Origin of the sequence: [Clostridium] colinum, assembly GCF_940677205.1 — a bacterium.
Classification (GTDB): domain Bacteria; phylum Bacillota; class Clostridia; order Lachnospirales; family CAG-274; genus Tyzzerella; species Tyzzerella colina.
In genome coordinates this window covers 1,125,207-1,149,450 of record NZ_OW712331.1, presented here as the reverse complement: position 1 = coordinate 1,149,450, position 24,244 = coordinate 1,125,207, and the positions used below count along the sequence as shown (strand labels likewise).

Genomic DNA, 24,244 nt, shown 5'->3' with positions numbered 1-24,244 from the left:
ACCAACCTACATAAATTCAAATTGTGTTAAAGTACCTTTTATAAGTATTTTATTTTTATTAAGTTCTTTTAAAAAAAGATTTTTGCCGGTTACTTTAAAAACTCCACAATTTGTGTTTATTTTTATTATCTCATTTGAATATTGAGATATATTTTTAAAATTCTCAATCAATATTTTAGAGCGACCAACAATAGTTATAAGTGGTATATTTAAGATTATTTCATTAGGTAATTCGACATTGTTTGTTAAATAATTTTTAATAGATTTTATAAAAACAGGCTTATATTTGTTTTTTTTCATATAAATCTACCTCCTCTAGCAATAGATTATATGTTAAATTTACGTTAATTAGAATATAAATCTATTTTCAATAAAAATATTTTATAGTATAATGTATATAAATTTATACTATAAAAAGGATGATTTTTATGAATACATTATTTAAAAAACAATTTTTTATGCAATCTTTTGTTCTTATGATAAGTTTTGCATTGTTAGGGGCAGGGCTTACTAAAGCTTTTAGTTCATTTTTTGTAGAACAAAAAACAGAATTACTTGTAGAACAAAGTAAAAAAATATCAAAAACATTTAAGCAAGCATATTTTTTAAATGGAAGATATGGTTTACTAGCACTTCAAAGTGAAATAGAAATATTAGAAGAATATTTAAATTCTAGTTTTATTTTCGTAGATAATGAAGATGTTATTAAAATAATATCTAATGATATAGATAAAAAATGGAATAATGAAAAAATAGATTTAGACAAAATTTTAAATGAGCCTAAAAATAATTCATATTATGAAATAAGAGGGACTATGAATGGTATATTTGATGAAACTATGCTTAGTATAGCAAGACCAATGGTAATAAATGAAAACTATATAGGGACAATATTTATAAATACGCCTGTAACAGATTTATTTTTAACAGTTGAAAAATCATATCAAATAATAATATTATTTACCGTATTTGCTATAATAGGAGCGTTTATTTTAGTTTATCTTTTTTCAAAAAAAATTAGTCTTCCACTTATAGAAATAAATAAAGCAGCAAAAATAATGGCTAGTGGAGATTTTAAAAAGCGTATATATATAGATAGTAAAGATGAAATAGGGCAGTTAGCAACAGTGTTAAATGACATGGCTCAAAATTTAGATGAGCAAGAAAAAAGAAGACGAGAGTTTATATCAAATATATCTCATGATATACGTTCTCCTTTAACATCTATGAGAGGATTTTTACAAGCTATTATAGACGGAACTATACCAGAAGAAAAAAAAGAAAAATATATTAACATAGTTTTAGAAGAAACTGAAAGGTTAACAGTTCTTGCAAATAATATACTAGATATAAATAAACTAGAAGATATTGATACAAAAGAAAAAAATATTATTTTTGATATAAATGAGCTTATAAGAAAAATTATAATAAGTTTTGAAGCTAGAGTAGTTAATAAAAATTTAGATATAAAAATATCTTTTGGGGAAAAAGAAACATTTGTATTTGCAGATATTCAAAAAATACAGAGAGTAATTTACAATCTTATAGATAACGCTATAAAATTTACTGAGGATAATAAATCTATTTTTATATCTACAAATATTAAAAATAACAAAGTTTTTGTGTCTATAAAAGATGAAGGCTATGGTATATCTATTGAAGATCAAAAAAGAATATTTGATAGATTTTATAAAGCAGATTATTCTAGAGGTAAAGATAAAAAAGGAAGTGGTTTAGGGCTTTCTATTGTAAAAGATTTTATATTATCTCAAGGTGAAAGTATAGAGCTTAAAAGTGAACCTAACAAGGGAAGTGAGTTTATATTTACTTTGACAAAGGCAAATATATAAGTATTGAAATATTAGAAATTTTTCTATTTTAAGTTGTATTTAAAAATGATAATTGGTTGTTTGTCAAAATTAGCGATAATTTTTTTAAATTTATAAATTAGGTTTTTTAGTAGTAATTTTCTATCTTTTATTTATAAAATATTTTTTAATTGTTTATATTTTTTATATCACTAAAAATGGTAAACAACCAAATATTTATATATTCATATAAAAAACCTCAGAAAACTTATTTTCTGAGGTTTTAAACAATTGATAGTAAAAACTAACGTTTTGAGAACTGTGGAGCACGACGAGCTGCTTTTAAGCCGTATTTTTTTCTTTCTTTCATTCTTGGGTCCCTTGTTAAGAAACCAGCTTTTTTAAGAGAAGATCTTAAATCGCTATCTGCTTGAATTAACGCTCTAGAAATACCGTGTCTTATAGCACCTGCTTGACCAGTAGTACCTCCACCTTTAACATTAACTAAAACATCAAACTTAGTAGTAGTGCTAGTTAATTCTAATGGTTGTCTAATAATAAGCTTTAAAGTATCAAGACCAAAATACTCATCTATATCTCTTTTATTTATAGTTATTTTTCCGTTACCTGGAACTAAATAAACTCTAGCAACAGAGCTTTTTCTTCTACCAGTACCATAATATCTAGCTGCTGACATTTTTTACCCTCCTATACACCTTAAAAATTAAATTCTAATACTTCTGGTTTTTGTGCTTCATGATTATGTTCTGCACCAGAATATACGTGAAGTTTTTTAAACATTTTTCTACCAAGAGCATTTTTAGGTAACATACCTTTAACAGCAAGTTTAAATACTTCTTCTGGCTTTTTATCCATCATAGCTCTTAAAGTAGTTTCTTTAAAACCACCAACGTAATCAGAATGTTTTCTGTATAATTTTTGGTCTAATTTTTTACCAGTTACTTTAACTTTATCTGCATTGATAACAATAACAAAATCACCTGTATCTAAAAAAGGTGTATAAATAGGTTTATTTTTACCTCTTAAAACACTAGCAACCTCTGAAGCAAGACGTCCTAAAGTTTTATCTGTTGCATCAACAACATACCATTTTCTTTCTATTTCAGCTGTTTTAGCTATAAATGTTGTTCTCATTTATGGTTCCTCCTTGATATCTATTAATACATATATTCGAAACCCGGGGCTAACGGATCTGAAAGTGGCACTAAAACATAAATATTATATATCATATTGTAAAATATGTCAACATTTAATTTAATATATTATTTATTTAGGTTTTATATATAAATAAACTTTATTGATATGTAAAATAAAGCATTTTTTTTATAATTTTTAAAGGTAGAATATATTTATATAGGGGCTTAGTTCAATCTGGAAAAAGTCATATTTTTAGTTAAGGTTAATTTAAACTTTTTGAAAAACTTATTTTTTAATAAAGTATATACATTTTTTATATATCCTTTAACTTAATACCTTTATATATAATATTCTTGACATACAATTAATTTTAGTATATATTTTTATTAAATATTATAAAATTAATTAAAAGGGTATTTATATATAAATTTTTTAAAATTGTTAACAATTTTATTAATATAATGAATATATAGATTACCTTTATAATTTTTATATGCATATACGAATAAATAATAGTAAAAAATTAATGTTTTACTTAAAAAAGGGGGGTACTACTATATTTATCCCTTAATTTTTTGTTGAGTTTTTATTTTATAGGTTTATATTAAAGGAGAAAAATATTATGTGTAAAGAAAAACTTGTTAAAGAAATTACATCTATGGAAGATGATTTTGCTCAATGGTATACAGATATTGTTAAAAAGGCAGACCTTATAGATTATTCTTCTGTTAGAGGTTGTATGATACTAAGACCTTATGGTTTTGCTATATGGGAGCTTATACAAAAAGAGCTTGATAAAAAATTTAAAGAAACTGGACATGAAAATGTTTGCATGCCTATGTTTATACCAGAGAGTTTATTACAAAAAGAAAAAGACCATATAGAAGGATTTGCACCAGAAGTAGCTTGGGTTACATATGGTGGAGCGGAAAAATTAACAGAGCGTCTTTGTGTTAGACCTACATCTGAAACTTTATTTTGCGACCACTATGCAAACATTGTACAATCTTATAGAGATTTACCAATGTTATATAACCAGTGGTGTTCTGTTGTAAGATGGGAAAAAACAACAAGACCATTTTTAAGAAGCGTTGAGTTTTTATGGCAAGAGGGACATACAGTACATGCTACTGAAGAAGAAGCAAAAGAAGAAACATTAAGAATGTTAAATATATATGCTGATTTTTGTAAAGACTTTTTAGCTATGCCAGTTATTAAAGGACAAAAAACAGAAAAAGAAAAATTTGCAGGAGCTAAAGAAACATACACAATAGAATCACTTATGCATGATGGAAAAGCACTTCAATCTGGAACATCTCATAATTTTGGTGATGGTTTTGCTAAAGCTTTTAATATACAATTTACAGACAAAGAAAATAAATTACAATATGCACATCAAACATCTTGGGGTATTTCTACTCGCTTAATAGGAGGACTTATAATGGTTCATAGTGATAATAATGGACTTGTTCTTCCTCCTAATGTAGCTCCTATACAAATTGTTATACTACCTATAAATATGAAAAAAGATGGTGTTGTAGAAAAAGCTACAGAATTAAAAGAATTACTTTCTAAAAAATATAGAGTAAAAATAGATTTAACAGATAAATCGGCTGGTTGGAAATATAGCGAGTATGAAATGAAAGGGGTTCCTTTAAGACTAGAAATAGGGCCACGTGATATAGAAAATAACCAATGTGTTTTAGTTCGTAGAGATAATAGGGAAAAGGTTTTTGTAAAATTAGATGATTTACAAGATGCAGTTGATAATATGTTAAAAGATTTACAACAAGATTTATTTAATAAAGCTTTAAATCATAGAAATGAAAATACATTTATAGTAAAAACTTTAGAAGAATTTGAAAATCAACTTAAAGAAAAACAAGGGTTCATAAAAGCTATGTGGTGTGAAGATAGAGAATGTGAAGAAAAAATTAAAGAAATAACAGGTGCAAGTTCTCGTTGTATTCCATTTGAACAAGAAAATATTACAGACACTTGTGTTTGTTGTGGCAAACCAGCTAAAAAAATGGTTTATTGGGCAAAAGCATATTAATTAATAAAAATTAAAGCAAAAGGACAAAGTCAAAAAAATTATTTAAGACTTTGTCTTTTTACCTTAATATATGTAATAAAACGTAAATAATATTATGTATAAGAATAGATTAAGAAAAATAAGAAATATTATAAAAACTAATAAAACAGTGATATTTAACTATTAAAACAAAATTGAAATATAAATATGAAAAATTATATACTATTATAGTAAATAATAAATTAGTATATTTTTAAGTAAATAGTTAAATTTGTTAAAATTCTTGACAATATTTTTTAGTTGTTTTATAATCTTAAAGATATACTAGGTTATTATATATTTATATAAATTTATTAAGGGGTGTCATTTAGATGAATGAAGGAAAAAAAATAATTTTAACTCACGAAGGTCTTGAAAATTTAGAACAAGAATTGCAAGAGTTAAAGGTTGTACGTAGAAAAGATGTTGCAGCTAAAATTAAAGAAGCTAGAGGGCAAGGAGACCTTTCTGAAAATGCAGAATATGACGCTGCCAAAGAGGAACAAGCAGAGATAGAAGCTAGAATTATAACAATAGAAAATATGCTTAGAAATGCTGAAGTTATCGATTCGGCTAATGTTACAGATACAGTAAGTATTGGAAATACAATTAAATTATTTGATAATGAGTTTCAGGAAGAATTAGAATATACTATTGTTGGTTCTGCCGAGGCTGACCCATTTAATGGTAAAATATCAAATGAATCACCTATTGGGGCTAGTATTATAGGACATAAAGTTGGTGATACTGTTGAAGTTGACACACCAGATGGAGTAATTAGCTTTAAAATTTTAGAAATACATTAGGAGAGTTTTATATGGAAAATACAAATGAAAATCAAACAACAGAAAATACACAACAATTAAATGAACTTTTACAAATAAGACATGATAAATTAAAAGAGCTAAGAGAAAAAGGGAAAGACCCATTTGAAATTGTAAAAGCAGAAGTTAAGCACCATAGTAAAGAAATTAAAGATAATTTTGAAGAATTTGACCAAAAAGAAGTATACGTAGCTGGGCGTATAATGAGCAAGCGTATAATGGGTAAAGCATCTTTTTGTGATATACAAGACAGAGACGGAAGAATTCAAAGTTACGTTAGTAAAAATGAAATTGGTGAAGAAGAATATTTAGAGTTTAAAAAATTTGATATAGGTGATATTGTAGCTATAAAAGGTATTGTGTTTAAAACTCAAAAAGATGAAATATCTATTAAAGCACACAGTGTTACATTACTTTCTAAAAGTTTACAAATTTTACCAGAGAAATTTCATGGGCTTAAAGACCAAGACCTTAGATATCGTCAACGTTATGTAGATTTGATAGTTAATCCTGAAGTTAAAGATGCATTTTTTAAGCGTTCTCAAATTATAAAAAGTATTAGAAACTATTTAGATAATAAAAATTTCTTAGAAGTAGAAACACCTATTTTACAAAGTATTTATGGTGGAGCTCACGCTAGACCATTTATAACACATCATAATAGTTTAGATTTAGACTTATATATGCGTATAGCGTTAGAGCTACCTTTAAAACGTCTTATTGTTGGTGGTTTTGAAAATGTATATGAAATAGGCCGTGTATTTAGAAACGAAGGTATGAGTGTTAAGCATAATCCAGAATTTACATTAATGGAGCTTTATCAAGCTTATGCAGATTATAATGACATGATGGAACTAACAGAAGGTTTAATTAAAGCTGTTGCACAAGATGTTTTAGGTACTTTAAAAATAACATATCAAGGAACAGAAGTAGACTTATCTAAACCATTTGAAAAAATATCTATGATAGATGCTGTTAAAAAATATGCTAATGTAGATTTTAGAGAAATAAATACTATTGAAGAAGCTAGAGAAGTAGCTAAAAAACATAATATACAATTTGAAAAACATCATCAAAAAGGTGATATTTTAAGTCTTTTCTTTGATGAGTTTGTTGAGCACAACCTTATACAACCTACATTTTTAACAGAGCATCCAGTAGATATATCTCCTCTTTCTAAAAGAAAGCCAAATGACCCAGAATATACTGAGAGATTTGAATTATTTATTGTAGGTAGAGAATTTGCTAATGCTTATTCTGAGCTTAATGACCCTATTGACCAAAGAGAAAGATTTGAAGCACAAGAAAAACTTCGTTCAGAAGGTAATGATGAAGCTACTATGCTAGATGATGATTTCTTATTAGCTTTAGAATATGGTATGCCTCCAACAGGAGGTTTAGGTATGGGGATAGACCGACTTGTTATGTTACTTACTGATTCTCCTTCTATTAGAGATGTACTTTTATTCCCTACTATGAAACCATTAAGTAATTAAATATAAAATAAAGTTATATAGTTAATATTTATATATAAATATATTAGTTATTTTATTTAAATTTAATATATAATATAAATTGGAGGTATAATTTATGAAAAAGAATTTTTTATTAGCTTTATTAGTAGGTGCTATGATGTTTAATGTTGCTTGCAGTAAAGAAGATTCTACAACAACTACTGAACAAACTAGTATTGAATCTACTAATTCTACAGAAAATCAAAGCGAACAAAATGAAAATATATCTAAAGAATTGTTACAATTTTCTAATATAAAACAAGGAGAAGAAGTGGCTATTTTAAAAACTAATTATGGAGATATAAAAATAAGATTTTTTAAAGATAAAGCACCTAAAGCAGTAGAAAATTTTATAACACATGCTAAAGAAGGATACTATAATGGACTTATTTTCCATAGAGTTATTGATGGATTTATGATACAAGGTGGAGACCCTACTGGAACGGGAGCTGGTGGTGAAAGTATTTATGGTGAACCTTTTGAAGATGAAATAAATATACCAGATTTAAGACATTTTAATGGTGCTTTAAGTATGGCTAATAGTGGAGCTAATACAAATGGAAGTCAATTTTTTATTGTTCAAAACAATAGTTTAGATAGTTCTGTAAAAGAAGAATTAGAATATTTTATAAATAATCAAGAAGAAGTACAAAATAATATTAAAGTAAAAGATATATATCCTACAAATATTTGTGAAAAATATATAGAAGTTGGTGGAACTCCTTGGCTTGATGGACATCATACTGTATTTGGACAAGTTTATGAAGGTATGGATATAGTTGATAAAATAGCTAAAGTTAAAGTAGATGATAATGATAAACCTGTAGAAGATGTTATTATTGAAAGCATTGTTATTGAAGAATATAAATAGTTAAAAAAGGTGTATACTATTTTTAGTGATAGAAAAAATATTACTAGAAAAAAATAGTATACAACTTTTTTTATTATCTTTTATAAATTAAGCCTAAAAGTTCAAAAATATTTTACCAAACGAGTATTGGTAATATTTTTCTTAATAACCAAGAAATATGCTTAACTACTGTTTTATACAATCGTGAAGAGTATTTTATTATAATAGAGAATATTTTAACTTATAGTTTTTAGTTAAAATTTATTTTATTAGATTTTAATTAAATATACTTTATTTTTTAAATTTTTTAATTTTATTATAATTTTTTGAAATTTCTATTTATTTAAAGCAGTATTTATTATAGAGTTAATATTAGTTTTTAAATTATAAATTTATACATTAATAATTTTAGATATTATATACTTAATAAATTTAGAAGTAGTATTATTCACAATATCAAGCGATAATATATAAGTTATTAATATTGAGCTTACAATAGCAATAAATAAACTTAATAAATTATTTTGTAAATTATTAGTAATACCAAAAATAATTCCAACTAAAAATATATGCAAAAGATACACAGATAAAGTATTTTTTCCTATTTTACTAAGAAAATATTTTTTAGTAGGTATAATGTTTATTAAGCAAAATATCATTAAAAATCCTAAAATGTAAAGTAATGTTCGTAGCATTAAGCCTAAGTTTTGAGGATATCCTAGAGCTATAAAAGACCTATCTAACCATAAAAACTCTATTGGAAATAAATTTGAAATTGAAAAATAAATAGAAATAAAAAAAATAAATAAAATACATAATATAAAAGGTAATTTTGGTTTACTTTTTAAAGTATCAATTAAATTTTCATTAAAAAAATATCCAGCCAAAAAATAAGGAAAAAATGTAATAGTTCTTGATATAGACATAAAAGCATTAAATTCAAGAAATAGACCAGAAAAAATACCTAAAATAATAGACATTTTAAATACATTTTTTACTTTTAATAAATATGGCAGTATTAATTTCCATACAAACATACTATATAAATACCACATAGCCCAAGCTGGTATAAAAAAAGAATATACATCTTTAACTCCTAAAAGTACTAATGCAGTATTCCAAGGCAAAGTTATTAATAGAAAAGGGATTAAAAACTTTTCAAATGCACTATCTCGAGATTTTTCTAAATTTTTTGAAAAATACCCAGAAATAAAAATAAATGTAGGCATATGAAAAATATATATAAATGTATATATTATTTTGGCAATTTCAGACTCATGCTTTAGAAATTCTAGACTATGGCCTAATACTACTAAAAATATTAATATACCTTTCATATTATCAAATAAAAGATTACGCTCTTTCATAGTTAATCTATAACCTCCAAATTTAAAGTAGTTTTTATTAAGTTATAAAGTTTTAAATTAGCTATTTAAAATATTATATATAATAATATTATTATGAATATAAATTTATAATTTAATTATAATAATAAATAAAATAACATATAAATGTTACATTTGTGTTACAAAATTAAAATATTTATAATATTGACAAAATAAATATAATTAATATAAAATAATATATTATTAGTTGGAGAGTGATAAAAAATATGAAAATAAAACAAAAAATAAAGTTTATATCAAAAGAAATAATAGGTATTTTGGTAATATTTTTAAGTATATGTTTTAAATTTTATAAAATATGTTATCCTAGTGTACAAAAAATAGGTAACGGTAATATCAAAATTGCTTGTATTGGCGATAGTATTACTTATGGGCTAGGGGTAGAATTTAGAAGAAGATTTAGTACATATCCTGCTAGATTATATAAAAATTTAGGTAAAGATTATAAAGTTTTAAATTATGGAGCAAGTAGTCGTACTCTTTTAAGTAGTGGCAATCATCCATATAGCAAAACAAAGTTTATAAAAAAGTGTTTAAAAGAAAATCCTAATATTATAATAATTATGTTAGGTTCTAATGATTCAAAATTAATAAATTGGAATGCAAAAAAATATAAACAAGAGTATTTAAAATTAATAAAAAAATATCAATCTATAAATAAAAACTTTAAAATATATATTATGACACCACCTAGGGCATTTGCTAAAATAAAAAATGAAAGTAGTATAAGAAATTATATTATAAAAAATGAAATATGCCCAATAATAAAATCTATATCTAAAGAAACAAACGTTAAGCTAATAGATTTATATAATTTAACGAAAGATAAACCACAATGGTTTTTTGATGGAATACACCCAAATAAAAAAGGTAATATAGAAATAGCTAAATATATTTCTAATATAATAAAATATTAAAAATTTTAATATAAAAAAGTTAAATTTATAATTTATAAGAGATTAATAAATACCTTATAATATATAATACTAATTAATAACATAAATTTAATTTAAATGTAATAAAATTATATATAAATTAAAATATAAGGAGTTTATTATGAAAAAAATAAAGAAATTATTAAATTTAATTAAAGCTGCAAATATAAAATATTTTATAATATTATCTATTTTATGTTTGTCTCTTGTTTCAGTTTTTAGGCCAATTGTTCAAAATAATATTAGTAGCATAACAGTATCTTCACAACCAGAGCCTTCTAAAAAAAACTTACCTATATATTGCGTAAATACAGATGAAAAAAAAGTTGCTATAAGTTTTGATGCAGCTTGGGGAGCAGATGACACAGAAGAGTTACTAACTATTTTAAGAAACAATGATGTTAAAGCTACATTTTTTTTATGTGGATATTGGATAGATAAATTTCCAGAAGAAGTAAAAAGGATATATGAAGAAGGACATGAAATAGCTAATCATAGTAATACACACCCTCATGGTAGTAAAATAAGTTTAGAAGAAAATAAAAAAGAAATAATGGAAGTACATAATAAAGTAAAAGATTTATTAGGCTATGAAATGAATTTATATAGACCACCTTTTGGTGAATATAATGATACAGTTTTAAAAGCAGCTGAAGAGGTTGGATATCATACTATACAATGGGATATTGATAGTTTAGATTGAGAATTAGATATAATAAGACTTAAATTTAATAAAAATTTATTCATTATAAAGTAAATATAAAAACGTATGTTGACTAAATAATATATATATGATAATCTTATTATAAATTTGGCATAATAAGGAGATTTTTTTATGAAAAAATTTATTAAATTATTAGCTAGTAGCATTATATTAACTAATGTATCATTAAATAGTACTTATACATTTGCAAATCAATGTGTTAAAATAAGTGTAAATAATAGAATAGCAAATGTTAATGGTTATGATCAAATATTAAATACTGAACCATATATACAAAAATCTAGTTATAGTATGATGATACCATTAAGAGTTGTATTGTTAGGTTTAGGAATAGATGAAAATAATATAGAGTATAATGCAAAAGATAAAACAATAATAATCACTAATGGAGATAAAACAGTAAAATTTATCTCAGGGACTAATAAAATGATTATTAATGGCAAAGTTTTTGAAATGGTTATTAAAAGTTTAGAAACAGGTAAAAATAATCCAGTATACACGGAAATAAAAAATGGTAGTGCATTTATACCATTACGTTCTCTAGAGTTATGCTTTGGAATAAAAACAGAATGGGAAGGTAGTACTAAAACAGCTACATTAATAAATGAAAATAATATATCTAATTTACCAGTAAATAAAGAAAAAACTATACCTAAGGATTTACAAGTTAATGAAGATATAAATAGTAAATATGAAGAAGAAGTTGTAAGACTTGTTAATAATGAAAGAACAAAATTAGGACTTAATTCATTAAAAATTGATGAAAATTTAATAAGACTTTCAAGACAAAAATCAAAAGATATGGCTATAAATAATTACTTTGAACATACATCACCAGTATTAGGTTCACCAGCAGATGTTATGCGTGAGAATAATTTAACTTTTAATTGGATGGGAGAAAATATAGCAGCTGGGCAAACAACACCTAAAGAAGTAGTTGATAGCTGGATGAATTCAAAATCACATCGTGAAAACATATTAAACCCAGAAGCAAAATATATTGGGGTAGGGTTTTACGAAGATAAAAATTCTAGCTATAATTATTATTGGACACAGCAATTTATTGGTTAAAAAATTTTTAAGTTTATTGTTATTGTAGCTATTATTTTTTATGGTAATAATTAATGGTATCAAATAAATTTATTAAATTTAATTTTAACTTAACAACATATTTATTTCATTAATTTTAAATATAAAATTAATGAAATAAATATGTTGTTTTAGCATAGTAAATGTTTTATATTATGCAAATTAGCTATATGCTTTACTATTAAGTAAATAAATCACCATATTTAGTTATTTTGATATATTAAATATAATTATATAATATATTTATAAAAAGGACTAATTTATTTTTATATTATAATTTATTATTGGTATAAATAAACCATAATATTTATTTTATTGGATATTGATATTTCATAATTTAAAATAAATTTAAGGACTAAATACTATTCACGTATAGATAAGATATTAAGCTTTAATTTGTCATTATACTGGAAAGAATATGGGGTAGAACATGAGGTTAATCAAGTTTTAAATCATAAGCATTTAAATAATGGTTCAATAATGTTATTTCATAATGATGCTAAATATACACCAGATGCTTTAGATAGTATATTGAAGGGGCTTAAAGAAAAAGGCTATGAGGTTGTACCTGTTGGAGAATTAATACATAAAGAAAATTATTATATGGACCATGAAGGTAGGCAGTTTGTAAATGAAAATATAGAAACTAGTAATTAATAAATTAAAAGGCTTATTAAGGTTTGATTACTTTAGTAAGTCTTTTTAAAATATAATAAAAATTATGATAATTTTAATAAAATAGATGTAAAATATTAAAATGTATTAAAATTTAAATAATATATTAAATATCTATATAATTTTTCTTTATTTATATATTAATTTACAAAGTTAAACTTAATATTATTAAATTAATATATTACATCATTATATTGAAAATATTTTTATAGATGATATAATGTTTGTTATATAATATAAATAAGTATATCATTTTTTTAGATTATATAATTGTTAAATTTAAAGTGAAAGTTTATAATTGAGGTAATAAATATGAAATAATGAATGTTATAGATATCATTTTAAAAAATAAAAAATTTAATAGTAGAAATATTATGATTATGTCTAGGTTCATATAACAAAATATGTATTAGTTTTAAAGTTTAATGGAATTTTATACAGTGCAAAACTAATTAAGAGCAGGATGACAATAATTAAATAGCTCTAAATTAACCCTCAATGAATTCAACTTTGATAAAGTTTTGAAAAATATTATAGTTTGAATAAAAAATCTAGAAATAAATTAAAAAAGTATTTTATATAAATAAATGATTATTTATGAGAAGAAAGTAAAATCACTTAAGAAAATAAAATAATTAGAAAAAAGGAAAGAAATGAAAAATAACCAAAGGTAAATTAAATTGGTACAAATGTTGAAATCATTAAAATAGGAGGTTAATGAAAAATGGGATTAGATAATAAAGCAATAGAGACTTTAGCAGTTAATGCTGTAAAAAATAGTATTGTAACATCAGAATTACTTGATCAGTTTATTAATGATAATGATAAAGAACCTTCATGGGACGGGTTTATCTATATTTATGGGGATAAATCGAAACAAAAAAGTACTCTTAAAGGAAGAATGCCTGTTCAAGTGAAAGGAAAGGAATACAATAATCATTTCAAAGAGATTATTTCATTTTCAATGTCAACGGTGGATTTGAAAAATTATCTTAATGATGGAGGGTGTATACTTTTTGTTGTGTATATTGGAAATAATGGTTTGACCAATAAAATTTATTATGAGGAACTTACACCAATTAAATTAAGACTATTATTAGACGAAGCAAAGGAGCAAGATAGTAAAACGATACGTTTGAAAGAGTTTCCATCAGATAATAATGAAAAGACTACAATTTTCCTTAATTGCTTGATGAATTGCCAAAGACAAGCAAGCTTCAAAGATGGAAAATTACTTACTTTAGATGAATTACAAAAACAGGGTGCTTTAGAAAATATATTTATTCCAGTTTCAGTAGTAGGAGAAACTGACCTTCAAATGGCATTAATAAAAAATGAGGTTTATCTTTATACAGAAATTAAGGGTAGTTCAATACCTCATCCGATTGATATGGTTATAAAAAATGTTCATACTGAAGAGGTTATAGATAATTTTGTTTCAATAGAAGATAGAGTTTTTTATACAAATTACAAAGTTATTAAAAGTATAAACGAAGTAACTATTTTTTTTGGTGAAAGTTTTACAATAAAATTCAGCGAAAAAAATAAGTTTTGTAAAATTAACTATAATTCATCTAATAAAATGCGTATTTTAGCAAAAGACCTTGATTTTATGCTTACATGCTTGGATAAAGGATATTTCAAGGTTAATGATATTAAATTTCCAATTGATTCTGAAGCAATAGATTATACAAACTTTAATATTGCTAAAGAAACAGAGCGTCTTAGTTTTATAAAAGATGTTGTTAAAGTTCTTGATATGTTGGGTTGCTCAGAAGATATTGATATCAATGATATGGTTGGTAAAGATTGGAGAAATCTTAATTATTTAGTTAAAGCATTTTTATACAAAGAGTTAATAAAGGGACTTAAAGATGATTTATCGCCAATTATTAGCCTTGAAGTTGCTAAACTGAGGTTTATCATTTATATAAAAAAGTGTGAAGAAAAAGGAACATATGAAATATATGATTTTTTCAAAACAGATTTTTTGGTATTATTTGAAGATGAAAATAATAATGGTAAGAACCTTCCAATTTCACAGTTTATTATTTTTCATGAAAATGACTTCTTAACATTAAGTAATATGAATTTTGATGTGTTGCTTCCATCTTTTCAAAATGTGGAAAAGCATTATGAAACTTTTAATATAGCAAACTCTTTTTTGCTTGAATTATTAAATGCTTATGATAAGGCAAAAAGCTTGAGAAAGGAAAAAATTTTAAAAACTTGTAAAGACTTTAGTAATTGGATTGCACAAGCACCAGAAGATGAACTTGATTATAATATTAAAACTTTGAATATACTTCAAACTATCAAGAGATGGCGAAATTTTAATAATGATGAAATTAGGACTTTGTATGCAATGGTTGAAAATAATGATACACCAGAAGATTGTATTGTTGGAGCATATTTGCTTTTAGATCAACAACAGGCAGCTGAAATTCATTTTTCAAAGTTAACTATGAAAGAGCAGGAAAATTTCAAAAAATATCCAATATATCGTTATTGGAAAATTGATCACAATAAAAATATAGAAATGCAAAATATAGACAACTAATAGGTTTGATAAAAAATTCAAGGGGCTAGTATCTATTTTTTTATATACTTAGTATAGGAATAGTTTACGAACTAATTGGGAAGTTTCATAAATTATTGATAGAAATATTCTCATATAGGAATCTTCTTGTAATGTTTATGATACTTGAAGACTTATGATCTAAGTTTATATTGTCAGATAAGAAAAATCTTTTATATTAGAAAATATATCAATTATAAAATATTGTGTACTTGTGTGGAAGAAAATGTTGTAAAGTACGATACACTTGTTGGATTTAATTTAAAAAATTTTTATATCAAGATGGATAATCTTGAACTGTTAAAACTTTTAATTAAAATATATTTATTTAAAATTTAGAGTACTTTTATAAATTTTAAGTCCTATATTGACAGAATTAGACCATGAATGTAGATAATTTATAAATAAAAATATAGAAACTAATAATTAAAATGAAAAGACGTATTAAAGTTTAAATGCTTTAATAAGTTTTTTAAAATGTAATGAAAATAAGATGATAAATATATGATATAATAAAAGTAATAAAAATGTATTTTAGAGAAAGTGAACATAATCAATCACATATACATGCAATATATAATGAATATGTTGGTTATAATAGATTCAAATACGTTTAAAATTCTAGAAGGAAATTTACATAATAAAGAATTAAAAATAGTGTAGAATGGACTAAAATTAATCAAATAGAACTGATAAAAATATGGAATACACAAGAATTTAAAAAATTACCAACATTAGTATAAATATTTATATAAAGATGTGTTTATATTTTTAAAGAGATAATACTTATTGAATCTAAAGAAGATTTTATAATTATTACAAAATTTGAAAGTGGGAAAATAAAAAAATATAATTTAAAACTACTATATTAATTGAATAAGTATATTTAAATATTTAAAAATATAGTTGGTTTATTTGAATAAGTTAAAGTTAATGTTGCAGGATATAGAGTAAGTTTGAATTATTATATAGATTTATCTTCTGATGAAATATATGATAAAGATGTAAATGTTTAAATTTTATAAAATTTTATTAGTGTTTTTAGCTTTAATAAATCTTTTTAGATATAAAAATAATTTATTAAACCATATTATAGAAGATATATTTATATAAATTTTAATAATTTTATGATAAAAATATTTTGAAAGGAGAAAATTTATAAAATGGAGTTAACAAATTTAATTATAAAATTTTTAGAAAATTTCAAATATGTGAATAAAGAAAACTTTGCTAATAATGATACTATAAAATTAATAAGTAAAGAAATACCAAGCAATTTATATCATAAATTAGAAAATAAAAATTTACTTAAAATAGAAGGTTCAGGGGGTAAAGGACAACCAGCTGAAATTCCATGGATATGTATATTTAGTAAAAAAATAAGAGATGATAATGATAAAGTTATATCTGCTCAAAAAGGTATATATATAGGAATTCTTATTAAAGCAGACTTTACAGGAATGTATTTAAGTATTAATCAAGGATTTACATATTTTAAAAATAAGTATGGAACTAAAGAAGCTAAAAATAAAATAAGATTAGCTAGTGAAATAATTAGAAAAAATTTTTATTTAGATATAAAAACTGAACTGAAAGATATAAACTTAAATTGTAAGAATTATTTAGGAAAAGGGTATGAGTATGGAAATATACTTGCAAAATATTATGATATAAAAGATATTATTAATGATGAAATAATAATATATAATATAAATGAATATTTATTGTTATATGATAGATTAATAAGAGCGATAGGTTTAAGAGGTATAGAATCATTTTATGATGAATTATTTTTAAAAATAGATGGTTATACATTAAAAGATGAAAATCAAAAAGATATAGATAAATATTTAACTAAAAATATTAAACTAATTAAAAATGAATTAGATTGTAAAAAGAAAATTAAAAATATAATTAATAATAAAGGAGTAAAGGTTTATCCAAGAGATATAAAAGTGGCAGCTAATGCACTTATATTAGCAAACTATAAATGTGAAATTGAAAATACCCATACTACATTTATCAGAAAATCTAATAATATGAATTATACAGAAGCACATCATTTGATACCTATAAGTAAGCAAGAAGAATTTGATTATAGTTTGGATATTGAAGCTAATATAGTAAGTCTTTGTAGTAATTGTCATAACTGTCTTCATTATGGTTTAGATAAAGAAAAAGCTATTTTATTAAAAAAGTTATTTGAAAATAGAATTGATAGATTAAATAAAGTTGGACTAAATATAACTTTTGATGAATTAAAAGGTTATTATAATATAGAAATTTAAAAATTTTAGAAAGACTTAAAGCATATGCCTAACATAAATATAGAATTAAATTATTATAAATAAGTAATAAATTATATAGTAATATAAAAATCATAGTTTATTTGGAATTATAATGGATATAAAAAATTAAACAGGTATTGACAAATTAACCAAATTTTTATAATATATTGTTGTAAAGTATTTATTTAAATTAATTATTCATTGCACATTGAAAATTGAATAGTTATAAATATAAAATGGAGAGAATTCTTATGAATACTATGAAAAGTATTTTTTTAAAATTATTTTTTGTAATTATTATTATTTTTTTATGTTATAATACTATATTAGGTAAAAATTTAGATAATAAAAAAGAAATTATATTTTTAATAGATGCAAGTAATTCAATGAAAAGTTTTGATACACAAAATTTAGTTTCAGATGAAGTAAAAAAAATGTCTAACTTTTTAACTTTAGATTATAAAGTTGGAATAGTTGTATATAATACTCAAATAGTTGATTACGCAAATGTTAGTAATGACTTAGTATATTTTAATAGTATTTTAGATAGAGTAAAATATACGGGATATACCAATGCAGGAGATGCTCTTGATTATGCAATAAATATGTTTTCTAAAGATGCTAGTTTTAAAAATATTATTATGATTTCAGATGGTGAAATAGCATTAAAAAATCAAGATTTAACTAATCAATCTACTAAAAAGTTTAAACAGGCTATAGAACTTTCTAGAGAAAAAAATATACTTATAGATATAATAGCACTTGGAGAACTTACACAAGAAGGTAAAAAATCTAATATATTTGAAGCTACTAAATTAACTGGTGGAGAAATATTTAGGTGTAATAGTATCTTTAAATTAAATGAGGTGTCAAATAAAATTTTATTTGATAAATTTGGTATTAAGCAAAGTCAAATTGGTGTAGGAAATGCTTTAAATGGAGAAATTAATGTAAATTTACCTGTAATAAATTTAGATAAAGTTAAAATTTTATTATCATCTACAGATAATATTAGTGATATAAACGTAAATTGTAAATCTGAAAGTGCTAATGTTATAGTAGGTAAAAACTTTTCAATAGTTGAGGTTATTAATCCTTATGAAAATATAATTAATTTAAAATATAGTTCTAATGGAAATGTAAAAGCTTATTTATTACAAGAATATATTGTAGATATAAATGGAGAAATTACAAATTATCGTTATGAAGATAATACAGTTAAAGCTACATTAAATATATTTTTGAAAAATAAAAAAGGAAATATTTTAGATAATAGTTATTACAATAATAAAACAGCAAAATTAAATATAAATGACAAAATATATGAAGGTAAAATAGAAAATAATAAAATTTATGTTAATCTAAATGTTTTGGATTTAAAACAAGATTTAGAGATTATTTTAAATTTAGAAGAATTTGAACAGAATTTTTTAAATTTAAAACAGTTAAATTTAAAACTAGATAAAACAAAAATTAATGAATTATTAGAAGCTAATAAAAATAATAATTATCTACCTTTATACATAATTTTAATACTTTTATTATTTTTAATTACTATTATATTAATAAAAGTAAATAATGGTGAAAAAGAAGAGCCAAAAAGAACAAGTACTATTTTTAAAAATCCATACGAATATTTTGGAAAATTAAACATATATGTGTTAAATACAAAAGATGGATGTGATATTGCTCCTCAAGTGTTTAACCTTCAAAGAAACCAAAATAATGATAAGATTACTTTAAAAGATATATTAGATGCTTGTAAATTAGACATTGGTGATGACAGTGCTTCTAAGATAGTTTTTGAACCAAGTATGAATAAAGCATTAAAATTAACAAATCATTCTTATTCAACTATAATAAAAGGTGGAAGTTTAATAACTTTTAATAAAAATATTAATATAAATTTTAATGAAAAAATAAATATTATGCTAGAAGATGAAGTTACAGAAATTGAAATTCATTATAAGAATTTGAAACCAAGTGAAGTAAAAACTTATATTTAAATACAGTTTACGATGTAATAAAGAATGGAGTTGGAAAAATGGCTAATATTAATCAAACAAATAGAACTATTTTAATGGAGGAAATAAATCCAGAAAAATTAGATTTGATAACGTTAGTTGGAGACACAAAAGGAATAGACAGCTTAAGTGATGAGAAGATTAAGGAAATTAACGAAAATTTATTAGTTAATAATTTCGATGAATTTCTTGAAAAATTTGATCCTGTTGTTTATTCCTTTTTTAATGCAAATAATCAAAAGGTTATATATACGCTTAAAAAACCGGAATCTATACCAGATGAAATGCTTACAGAAATTCATTTAAATACAAATAATGATTTTTTAAAAATGCTTATTACCTTGATAGACACAAAAAGAGTTCAAGGAATAATAAATGTAGATTTTAAATTTGAAAATTTAACAGATTTAATTTCACCTAAAAAAGTTATGGACGATATCCGCCAAAACAGAAAAGAACTTCAATATGTTTATGGGGAATATGTAGCACTTGAAGAAGGAGACCCTAAAAAGTTAGATATTGCCGATAAGTTAAACGTTATGTTTGAAGAAGCAAGTAAAAATTATAACAATGTAATGGCAATGTTACCACTTGCTATTGAAGACATTAAAACAAGACTTTTATTAGGTACAGGTCAAAGTGAAGATAAAACTCCTCTTGCTTTAGGTGTTTTGTCAATGGGAGAAGATGGAGAGCTTAAAATATTAGAAGCACCTAAAGCAGAAACAACTTCAATAGCTACTATTGATGATAATGTTAATAAAGGCTTGATACAAGCACTTGAGGAAGATTATGAAGCTATAAATGAAGATAGTAATGATTATGTAAAATCACTTGTGTCTAGAACATTTTGTCCACTTGCTTCTACAATGGTAACAGATATAGATGTTTCTAAAGAAGTTAAAAATTATAATTCATACCTTGAATTTTATAAAACTGCAAAAGATGATTTTATTAAAATAGCTAAACCTTTAATAGAAAAAATATTAGGTGTATGGGCATTTTTTGAACAATACCCTAAAAAATTAAAAGGAATGAGACCAAGCCTATTAATATCTAATACAACAAATGAAATGTTTGCAAAAAGTAATAACATACCTAAATTAATAACTTATTTAAATACAGTAAATGCCAAAAATGAATTTAAAAATACAATATGGTATGGTATTTTACCTAATATATCTTTAGACCAAAATTCTAAAATGAAGCTTACAAGAGAAAGATTTAAAGGTAATGAAGTTAAAGAAAAAACAGATGTAAACAGTGTGGAATCTTTAGCTAGAATATTAGATATATTTAAAGATTATGGAATACAAGGTTTCTTCTCTTATGAAACAAGCGATAAAACAACATTTAACTATATGGCAACAGAAGGCATAGAAAAATTTGAAGAAAGATGTTCAACTTTAATAGGAAAACCTTATAGTGAATACGCAATACCTTGTGTACCAAACTTTACAATAATTCCAAAAGACAAATCTGGAGTTGTGTTAGATTCTAAAATGTTAGTAACAGAAGATAACATTGCAGAACTATCTAAAGAAAAAGAAGACATTATGAAACTTTGGATAGAAGGTGTTTATATAGGGGCTTCATATATAGCAGCAGGATTAGTAGCTACATATCAATGTCCAGAATATTTAAAATCTGTATTTAAAAAGAATGTAGACTCTAGTCTTCCTGGAGTAAGATTTGATATAGAATCTGGAGATAACTCTTTAAAAGTATATACAAGTATGGCAAAAGAAATAACAGGTTTTACAAACACAATTAAAGATGATATAAACAGAAGAAGCTTTGGATTTGTCTTTTCATCTGAAAATGCAGTAATAGAAGGCAAAGAAGTTTCTAGAGTAATGGTTTATAAAGCTAGAAATTTACTTGTAAATGAAGAAAATATGTACGAACCTATATATAAAACACAAGTAACAACATATATAGAAAGAGTATTAAGACATGCAACAAGTGACTTTAAACAAGACAACATAGTAGGATTTTTCTCAAATAATCCTCAGTCACAAAAAAGTCTTTGGAATACAAAAAGAGAGTTTATCAATGCAATTGTAGGAAAAGGTGATGATATTAACTATTCAATTGATGAAAGTAGCAATATATGTACATTAGATATAACATTTAATGGAAATGTTAAAAATCTTGAAGTTGAAATAAATAAACTTAGTTCAGGAACAAGAGCATAAATTTATAACATAAATTTTAATATATTAATAAGTTTTTAAGGAGGAATAAATATGGGATTTAGACTTAAAGTAACAGGTGGCGGAGAAGAAATAAATTTTGATGAGAGAGCAATATTAGATGTAGATTTTGTATCTGATTCTCCAAATGATTCTAACGCGAGAGCAACAGATTTTGGAATTTCTGTAAAAATAAAAGGAAAAATGCTTTATAAATTAGGTGCAGAAAGTGATGACCACACAATAAAACTTGCAAAATGGTCACAAGTTCCATCAGAAATAGACCATTGTTATAGAAATGCTGAAATACAAGTAATAGCTGCAAGTAAAGTAGTAAGAAAATATATATTACCAGAAGCATTTATAATGGAATATACAGAAGAATTAGACGACGAAACAGGTGTAGGTACATTCTACATACATATGAAACAGAAAAAAGATGAAAATTCTAAAGTAGAAATAAATGGTGGATTTGATGGAGAATAATTAAAGAGAAGGGAGTTAGAAAATTATGTCATTTAGAGTAACAGTAAAAACAAACACAGGTGGAGAAACATTTGAAATTGCAAAAGAGTGTGTAAAAAGTGTAGTATTTAGTTCAGATATACCACAAGATAGTGATGCAAGAACAAAAGATGTAGGTTCTAGTATAACAATAAAAGGAAAAATATTAACAGCTGTTGAAGATAACTTATTTGATAGCACAAGAGGAATGGCAGAATGGTCAGTAGTACCAGCAGAAAAAGCAGATTGTTATAGAACACTTGAAATAGAGCATATAGCTGCAGGTGTAGTAGTAAGAAAATATACATTTCCTAATGCTTTTGTAGTAGACTATATAGAAGACTTTGGAGATAAAGAAGGTACAGGATTATTTACACTTTTAGTAAAACAAAAGAAAGATAAAATAGCAAACATAAAAATAGAAGGTGGATATCCAGCAGGTGTATAACAACCACCATTAACAAAAAGGGCATATCCATATATGTCCTTTTTGTTTTTTATAATATTAAAATTATTTATTACTTTATGGGAGAAGATTATGGAAAATTATTATAAAATATTAGGAGTATCACAAGAAGCAACAAATGATGAATTAAAAAAAGCATATAGAAAGCTTGCTAAAAAATACCATCCAGATGCTAATGTAGGAAATGCACAAGCAGATGAAATGTTTAAAAAAGTAAGCAAGGCCTATGAAGTTTTAAGTGATGAAACAAGTAGAAAAAAATATGATAGAGAACTTAATGGAAATTTTTATGAAACAGATACTAAAAAAAGTACAGCTAATAGTAGTGTGAATGAAGATATATTTAATAAATTTAATGGGTTTAATGTATTTGAACAAGCTTTTGGAATGAATAATGCCAAATCAGATATAAATCAAAATATAAAAGCTAGTAAAAATCCTATAGATTTTACAGATATGTTTGAAAATTTTATGGGGATAAAAAATATGAACATAAATAAGAAATAAAAGGAGAAGTAATTTGAATATAACAATGAAAACAATAAAAGCAATAGATTTAATATTATGCAGTATATCATTAGCTATAGTAAGTATTGCTTTTTTATATATAAATAATTTAACTCTAAAAATATTAATAATATCAATTAATATATTAATATTTTTAATATTTCTCTATTTAGCAATAGTTAAAGATAAAGAAGAAAATGAATATATAATAAAAAGTAATAAAATAATAAATAATTTTAATATTTTAAATAGTTTAACAAGAATAAGTCTTTTAAATGAGCAAGGGAATATAATAAAATCTTGGGATTTATATGGTAAAACTTCGTTAGTGATAGGAAAAGATAGAAAAAATCAATATAATGATGTTACGCTAGTAGATATAAATTTAAGTAATTGTGCTTATGCAACGTTAGTAGATGTAGAACATGCTGTCTTAAACTATTCAAATGGTTGTTGGTATATAGAAGATTTAGATTCTAAAAATGGAATAAGCATAAAAAAGAAAATGGAAAATAAAAAATATAAATTATCTCCAGATGAGCCATATAAGTTAGAAAAAGAAGATATTATATATTTAGGACTTACAGAATTACAAGTAGATTAATTTATAAGAGAGGATATAACA

20 protein-coding genes and 1 pseudogene are annotated in these 24,244 nt (G+C 23.7%); 17 read left to right on the top strand and 4 right to left on the bottom strand.

Annotated features, from left to right (window positions below):
• Positions 1–6: 6 nt before the first annotated feature.
• Positions 7–300 carry a YabP/YqfC family sporulation protein gene (locus NBW53_RS05675; protein ID WP_250277290.1) on the bottom strand — a complete coding sequence of 98 codons (294 nt, stop codon included), beginning with the start codon at positions 298–300 and terminating at the stop codon, positions 7–9.
• Between the two features lie 128 nt (positions 301–428).
• Here NBW53_RS05675 and NBW53_RS05670 point away from each other — a divergent pair, with 128 nt between their 5' ends.
• Positions 429–1,850 carry a sensor histidine kinase gene (locus tag NBW53_RS05670; protein WP_250277289.1) on the top strand — a complete coding sequence of 474 codons (1,422 nt, stop codon included), beginning with the start codon at positions 429–431 and terminating at the stop codon, positions 1,848–1,850.
• Between the two features lie 262 nt (positions 1,851–2,112).
• Here NBW53_RS05670 and rpsI read toward each other — a convergent pair whose 3' ends face one another.
• Together rpsI and rplM are read right to left on the bottom strand one after the other, a co-directional pair.
• A complete protein-coding gene (rpsI, locus tag NBW53_RS05665) occupies positions 2,113–2,505 on the bottom strand; it encodes a 30S ribosomal protein S9 (protein ID WP_250277288.1) in 393 nt (130 codons plus the stop codon).
• 20 nt (positions 2,506–2,525) lie between these two features.
• Complete coding sequence (gene rplM / locus NBW53_RS05660; protein ID WP_250277287.1) at positions 2,526–2,963, bottom strand: 50S ribosomal protein L13; 438 nt, start codon at positions 2,961–2,963, stop codon at positions 2,526–2,528.
• 625 nt (positions 2,964–3,588) lie between these two features.
• On the opposite strand from rplM, the gene proS reads away from it, so the two are divergent.
• From proS to NBW53_RS05640, 4 genes and pseudogenes are all read left to right on the top strand, one after another.
• Positions 3,589–5,022 (top strand): proline--tRNA ligase, encoded by a 1,434-nt coding sequence (gene proS / locus NBW53_RS05655; protein ID WP_330651594.1) that lies wholly within the window; start codon positions 3,589–3,591, stop codon positions 5,020–5,022.
• Between the two features lie 350 nt (positions 5,023–5,372).
• Positions 5,373–5,846 (top strand): transcription elongation factor GreA, encoded by a 474-nt coding sequence (gene greA, locus NBW53_RS05650; protein WP_250277286.1) that lies wholly within the window; start codon positions 5,373–5,375, stop codon positions 5,844–5,846.
• An 11-nt stretch (positions 5,847–5,857) separates the two neighbouring features.
• A pseudogene (gene lysS, locus NBW53_RS05645) lies at positions 5,858–7,345 on the top strand (lysine--tRNA ligase); the annotation flags it as partial.
• Positions 7,346–7,454: 109 nt separating this feature from the next.
• Positions 7,455–8,249 carry a peptidylprolyl isomerase gene (locus NBW53_RS05640; RefSeq protein ID WP_284345806.1) on the top strand — a complete coding sequence of 265 codons (795 nt, stop codon included), beginning with the start codon at positions 7,455–7,457 and terminating at the stop codon, positions 8,247–8,249.
• Between the two features lie 371 nt (positions 8,250–8,620).
• On the opposite strand, the gene NBW53_RS05635 is transcribed toward NBW53_RS05640, so the two are convergent.
• A complete protein-coding gene (locus NBW53_RS05635) occupies positions 8,621–9,595 on the bottom strand; it encodes an acyltransferase family protein (RefSeq protein WP_250277284.1) in 975 nt (324 codons plus the stop codon).
• 245 nt (positions 9,596–9,840) lie between these two features.
• On the opposite strand from NBW53_RS05635, the gene NBW53_RS05630 reads away from it, so the two are divergent.
• The 12 genes from NBW53_RS05630 to NBW53_RS05575 all read left to right on the top strand — a co-directional run bounded on the left by NBW53_RS05630 (position 9,841) and on the right by NBW53_RS05575 (position 24,223).
• Entirely contained in the window at positions 9,841–10,551 is a 711-nt protein-coding gene (locus NBW53_RS05630) for a DUF459 domain-containing protein (protein WP_250277283.1), read from the top strand.
• A 139-nt stretch (positions 10,552–10,690) separates the two neighbouring features.
• Entirely contained in the window at positions 10,691–11,272 is a 582-nt protein-coding gene (locus NBW53_RS05625) for a polysaccharide deacetylase family protein (protein WP_250277282.1), read from the top strand.
• A gap of 132 nt (positions 11,273–11,404) precedes the next feature.
• Complete coding sequence (locus tag NBW53_RS05620) at positions 11,405–12,364, top strand: CAP domain-containing protein (RefSeq protein ID WP_250277281.1); 960 nt, start codon at positions 11,405–11,407, stop codon at positions 12,362–12,364.
• Positions 12,365–12,778: 414 nt separating this feature from the next.
• Positions 12,779–13,039: a polysaccharide deacetylase family protein gene (locus NBW53_RS05615; RefSeq protein ID WP_250277280.1), complete on the top strand. Its 261-nt coding sequence runs from the start codon at positions 12,779–12,781 to the stop codon at positions 13,037–13,039.
• Between the two features lie 742 nt (positions 13,040–13,781).
• The gene (locus NBW53_RS05610) at positions 13,782–15,617 is read left to right on the top strand and encodes a hypothetical protein (protein WP_250277279.1); all 1,836 of its coding nucleotides are present in this window, start codon (positions 13,782–13,784) and stop codon (positions 15,615–15,617) included.
• Between the two features lie 1,181 nt (positions 15,618–16,798).
• A complete protein-coding gene (locus NBW53_RS05605) occupies positions 16,799–17,923 on the top strand; it encodes an MrcB family domain-containing protein (RefSeq protein ID WP_250277278.1) in 1,125 nt (374 codons plus the stop codon).
• A 251-nt stretch (positions 17,924–18,174) separates the two neighbouring features.
• Complete coding sequence (locus NBW53_RS05600; protein WP_250277277.1) at positions 18,175–19,929, top strand: vWA domain-containing protein; 1,755 nt, start codon at positions 18,175–18,177, stop codon at positions 19,927–19,929.
• A 38-nt stretch (positions 19,930–19,967) separates the two neighbouring features.
• On the top strand, positions 19,968–22,145 hold the full coding sequence (locus NBW53_RS05595) for a transcriptional regulator (protein ID WP_250277276.1): 2,178 nt from the start codon (positions 19,968–19,970) through the stop codon (positions 22,143–22,145).
• Positions 22,146–22,196: 51 nt separating this feature from the next.
• On the top strand, positions 22,197–22,628 hold the full coding sequence (locus tag NBW53_RS05590; RefSeq protein WP_250277275.1) for a hypothetical protein: 432 nt from the start codon (positions 22,197–22,199) through the stop codon (positions 22,626–22,628).
• A 25-nt stretch (positions 22,629–22,653) separates the two neighbouring features.
• Positions 22,654–23,094 (top strand): membrane-associated protease 1, encoded by a 441-nt coding sequence (locus NBW53_RS05585; protein ID WP_250277274.1) that lies wholly within the window; start codon positions 22,654–22,656, stop codon positions 23,092–23,094.
• 90 nt (positions 23,095–23,184) lie between these two features.
• Positions 23,185–23,619: a J domain-containing protein gene (locus NBW53_RS05580; RefSeq protein ID WP_250277273.1), complete on the top strand. Its 435-nt coding sequence runs from the start codon at positions 23,185–23,187 to the stop codon at positions 23,617–23,619.
• A 13-nt stretch (positions 23,620–23,632) separates the two neighbouring features.
• The gene (locus NBW53_RS05575) at positions 23,633–24,223 is read left to right on the top strand and encodes an FHA domain-containing protein (protein ID WP_250277272.1); all 591 of its coding nucleotides are present in this window, start codon (positions 23,633–23,635) and stop codon (positions 24,221–24,223) included.
• The last annotated feature ends 21 nt before the right edge of the window (positions 24,224–24,244 follow it).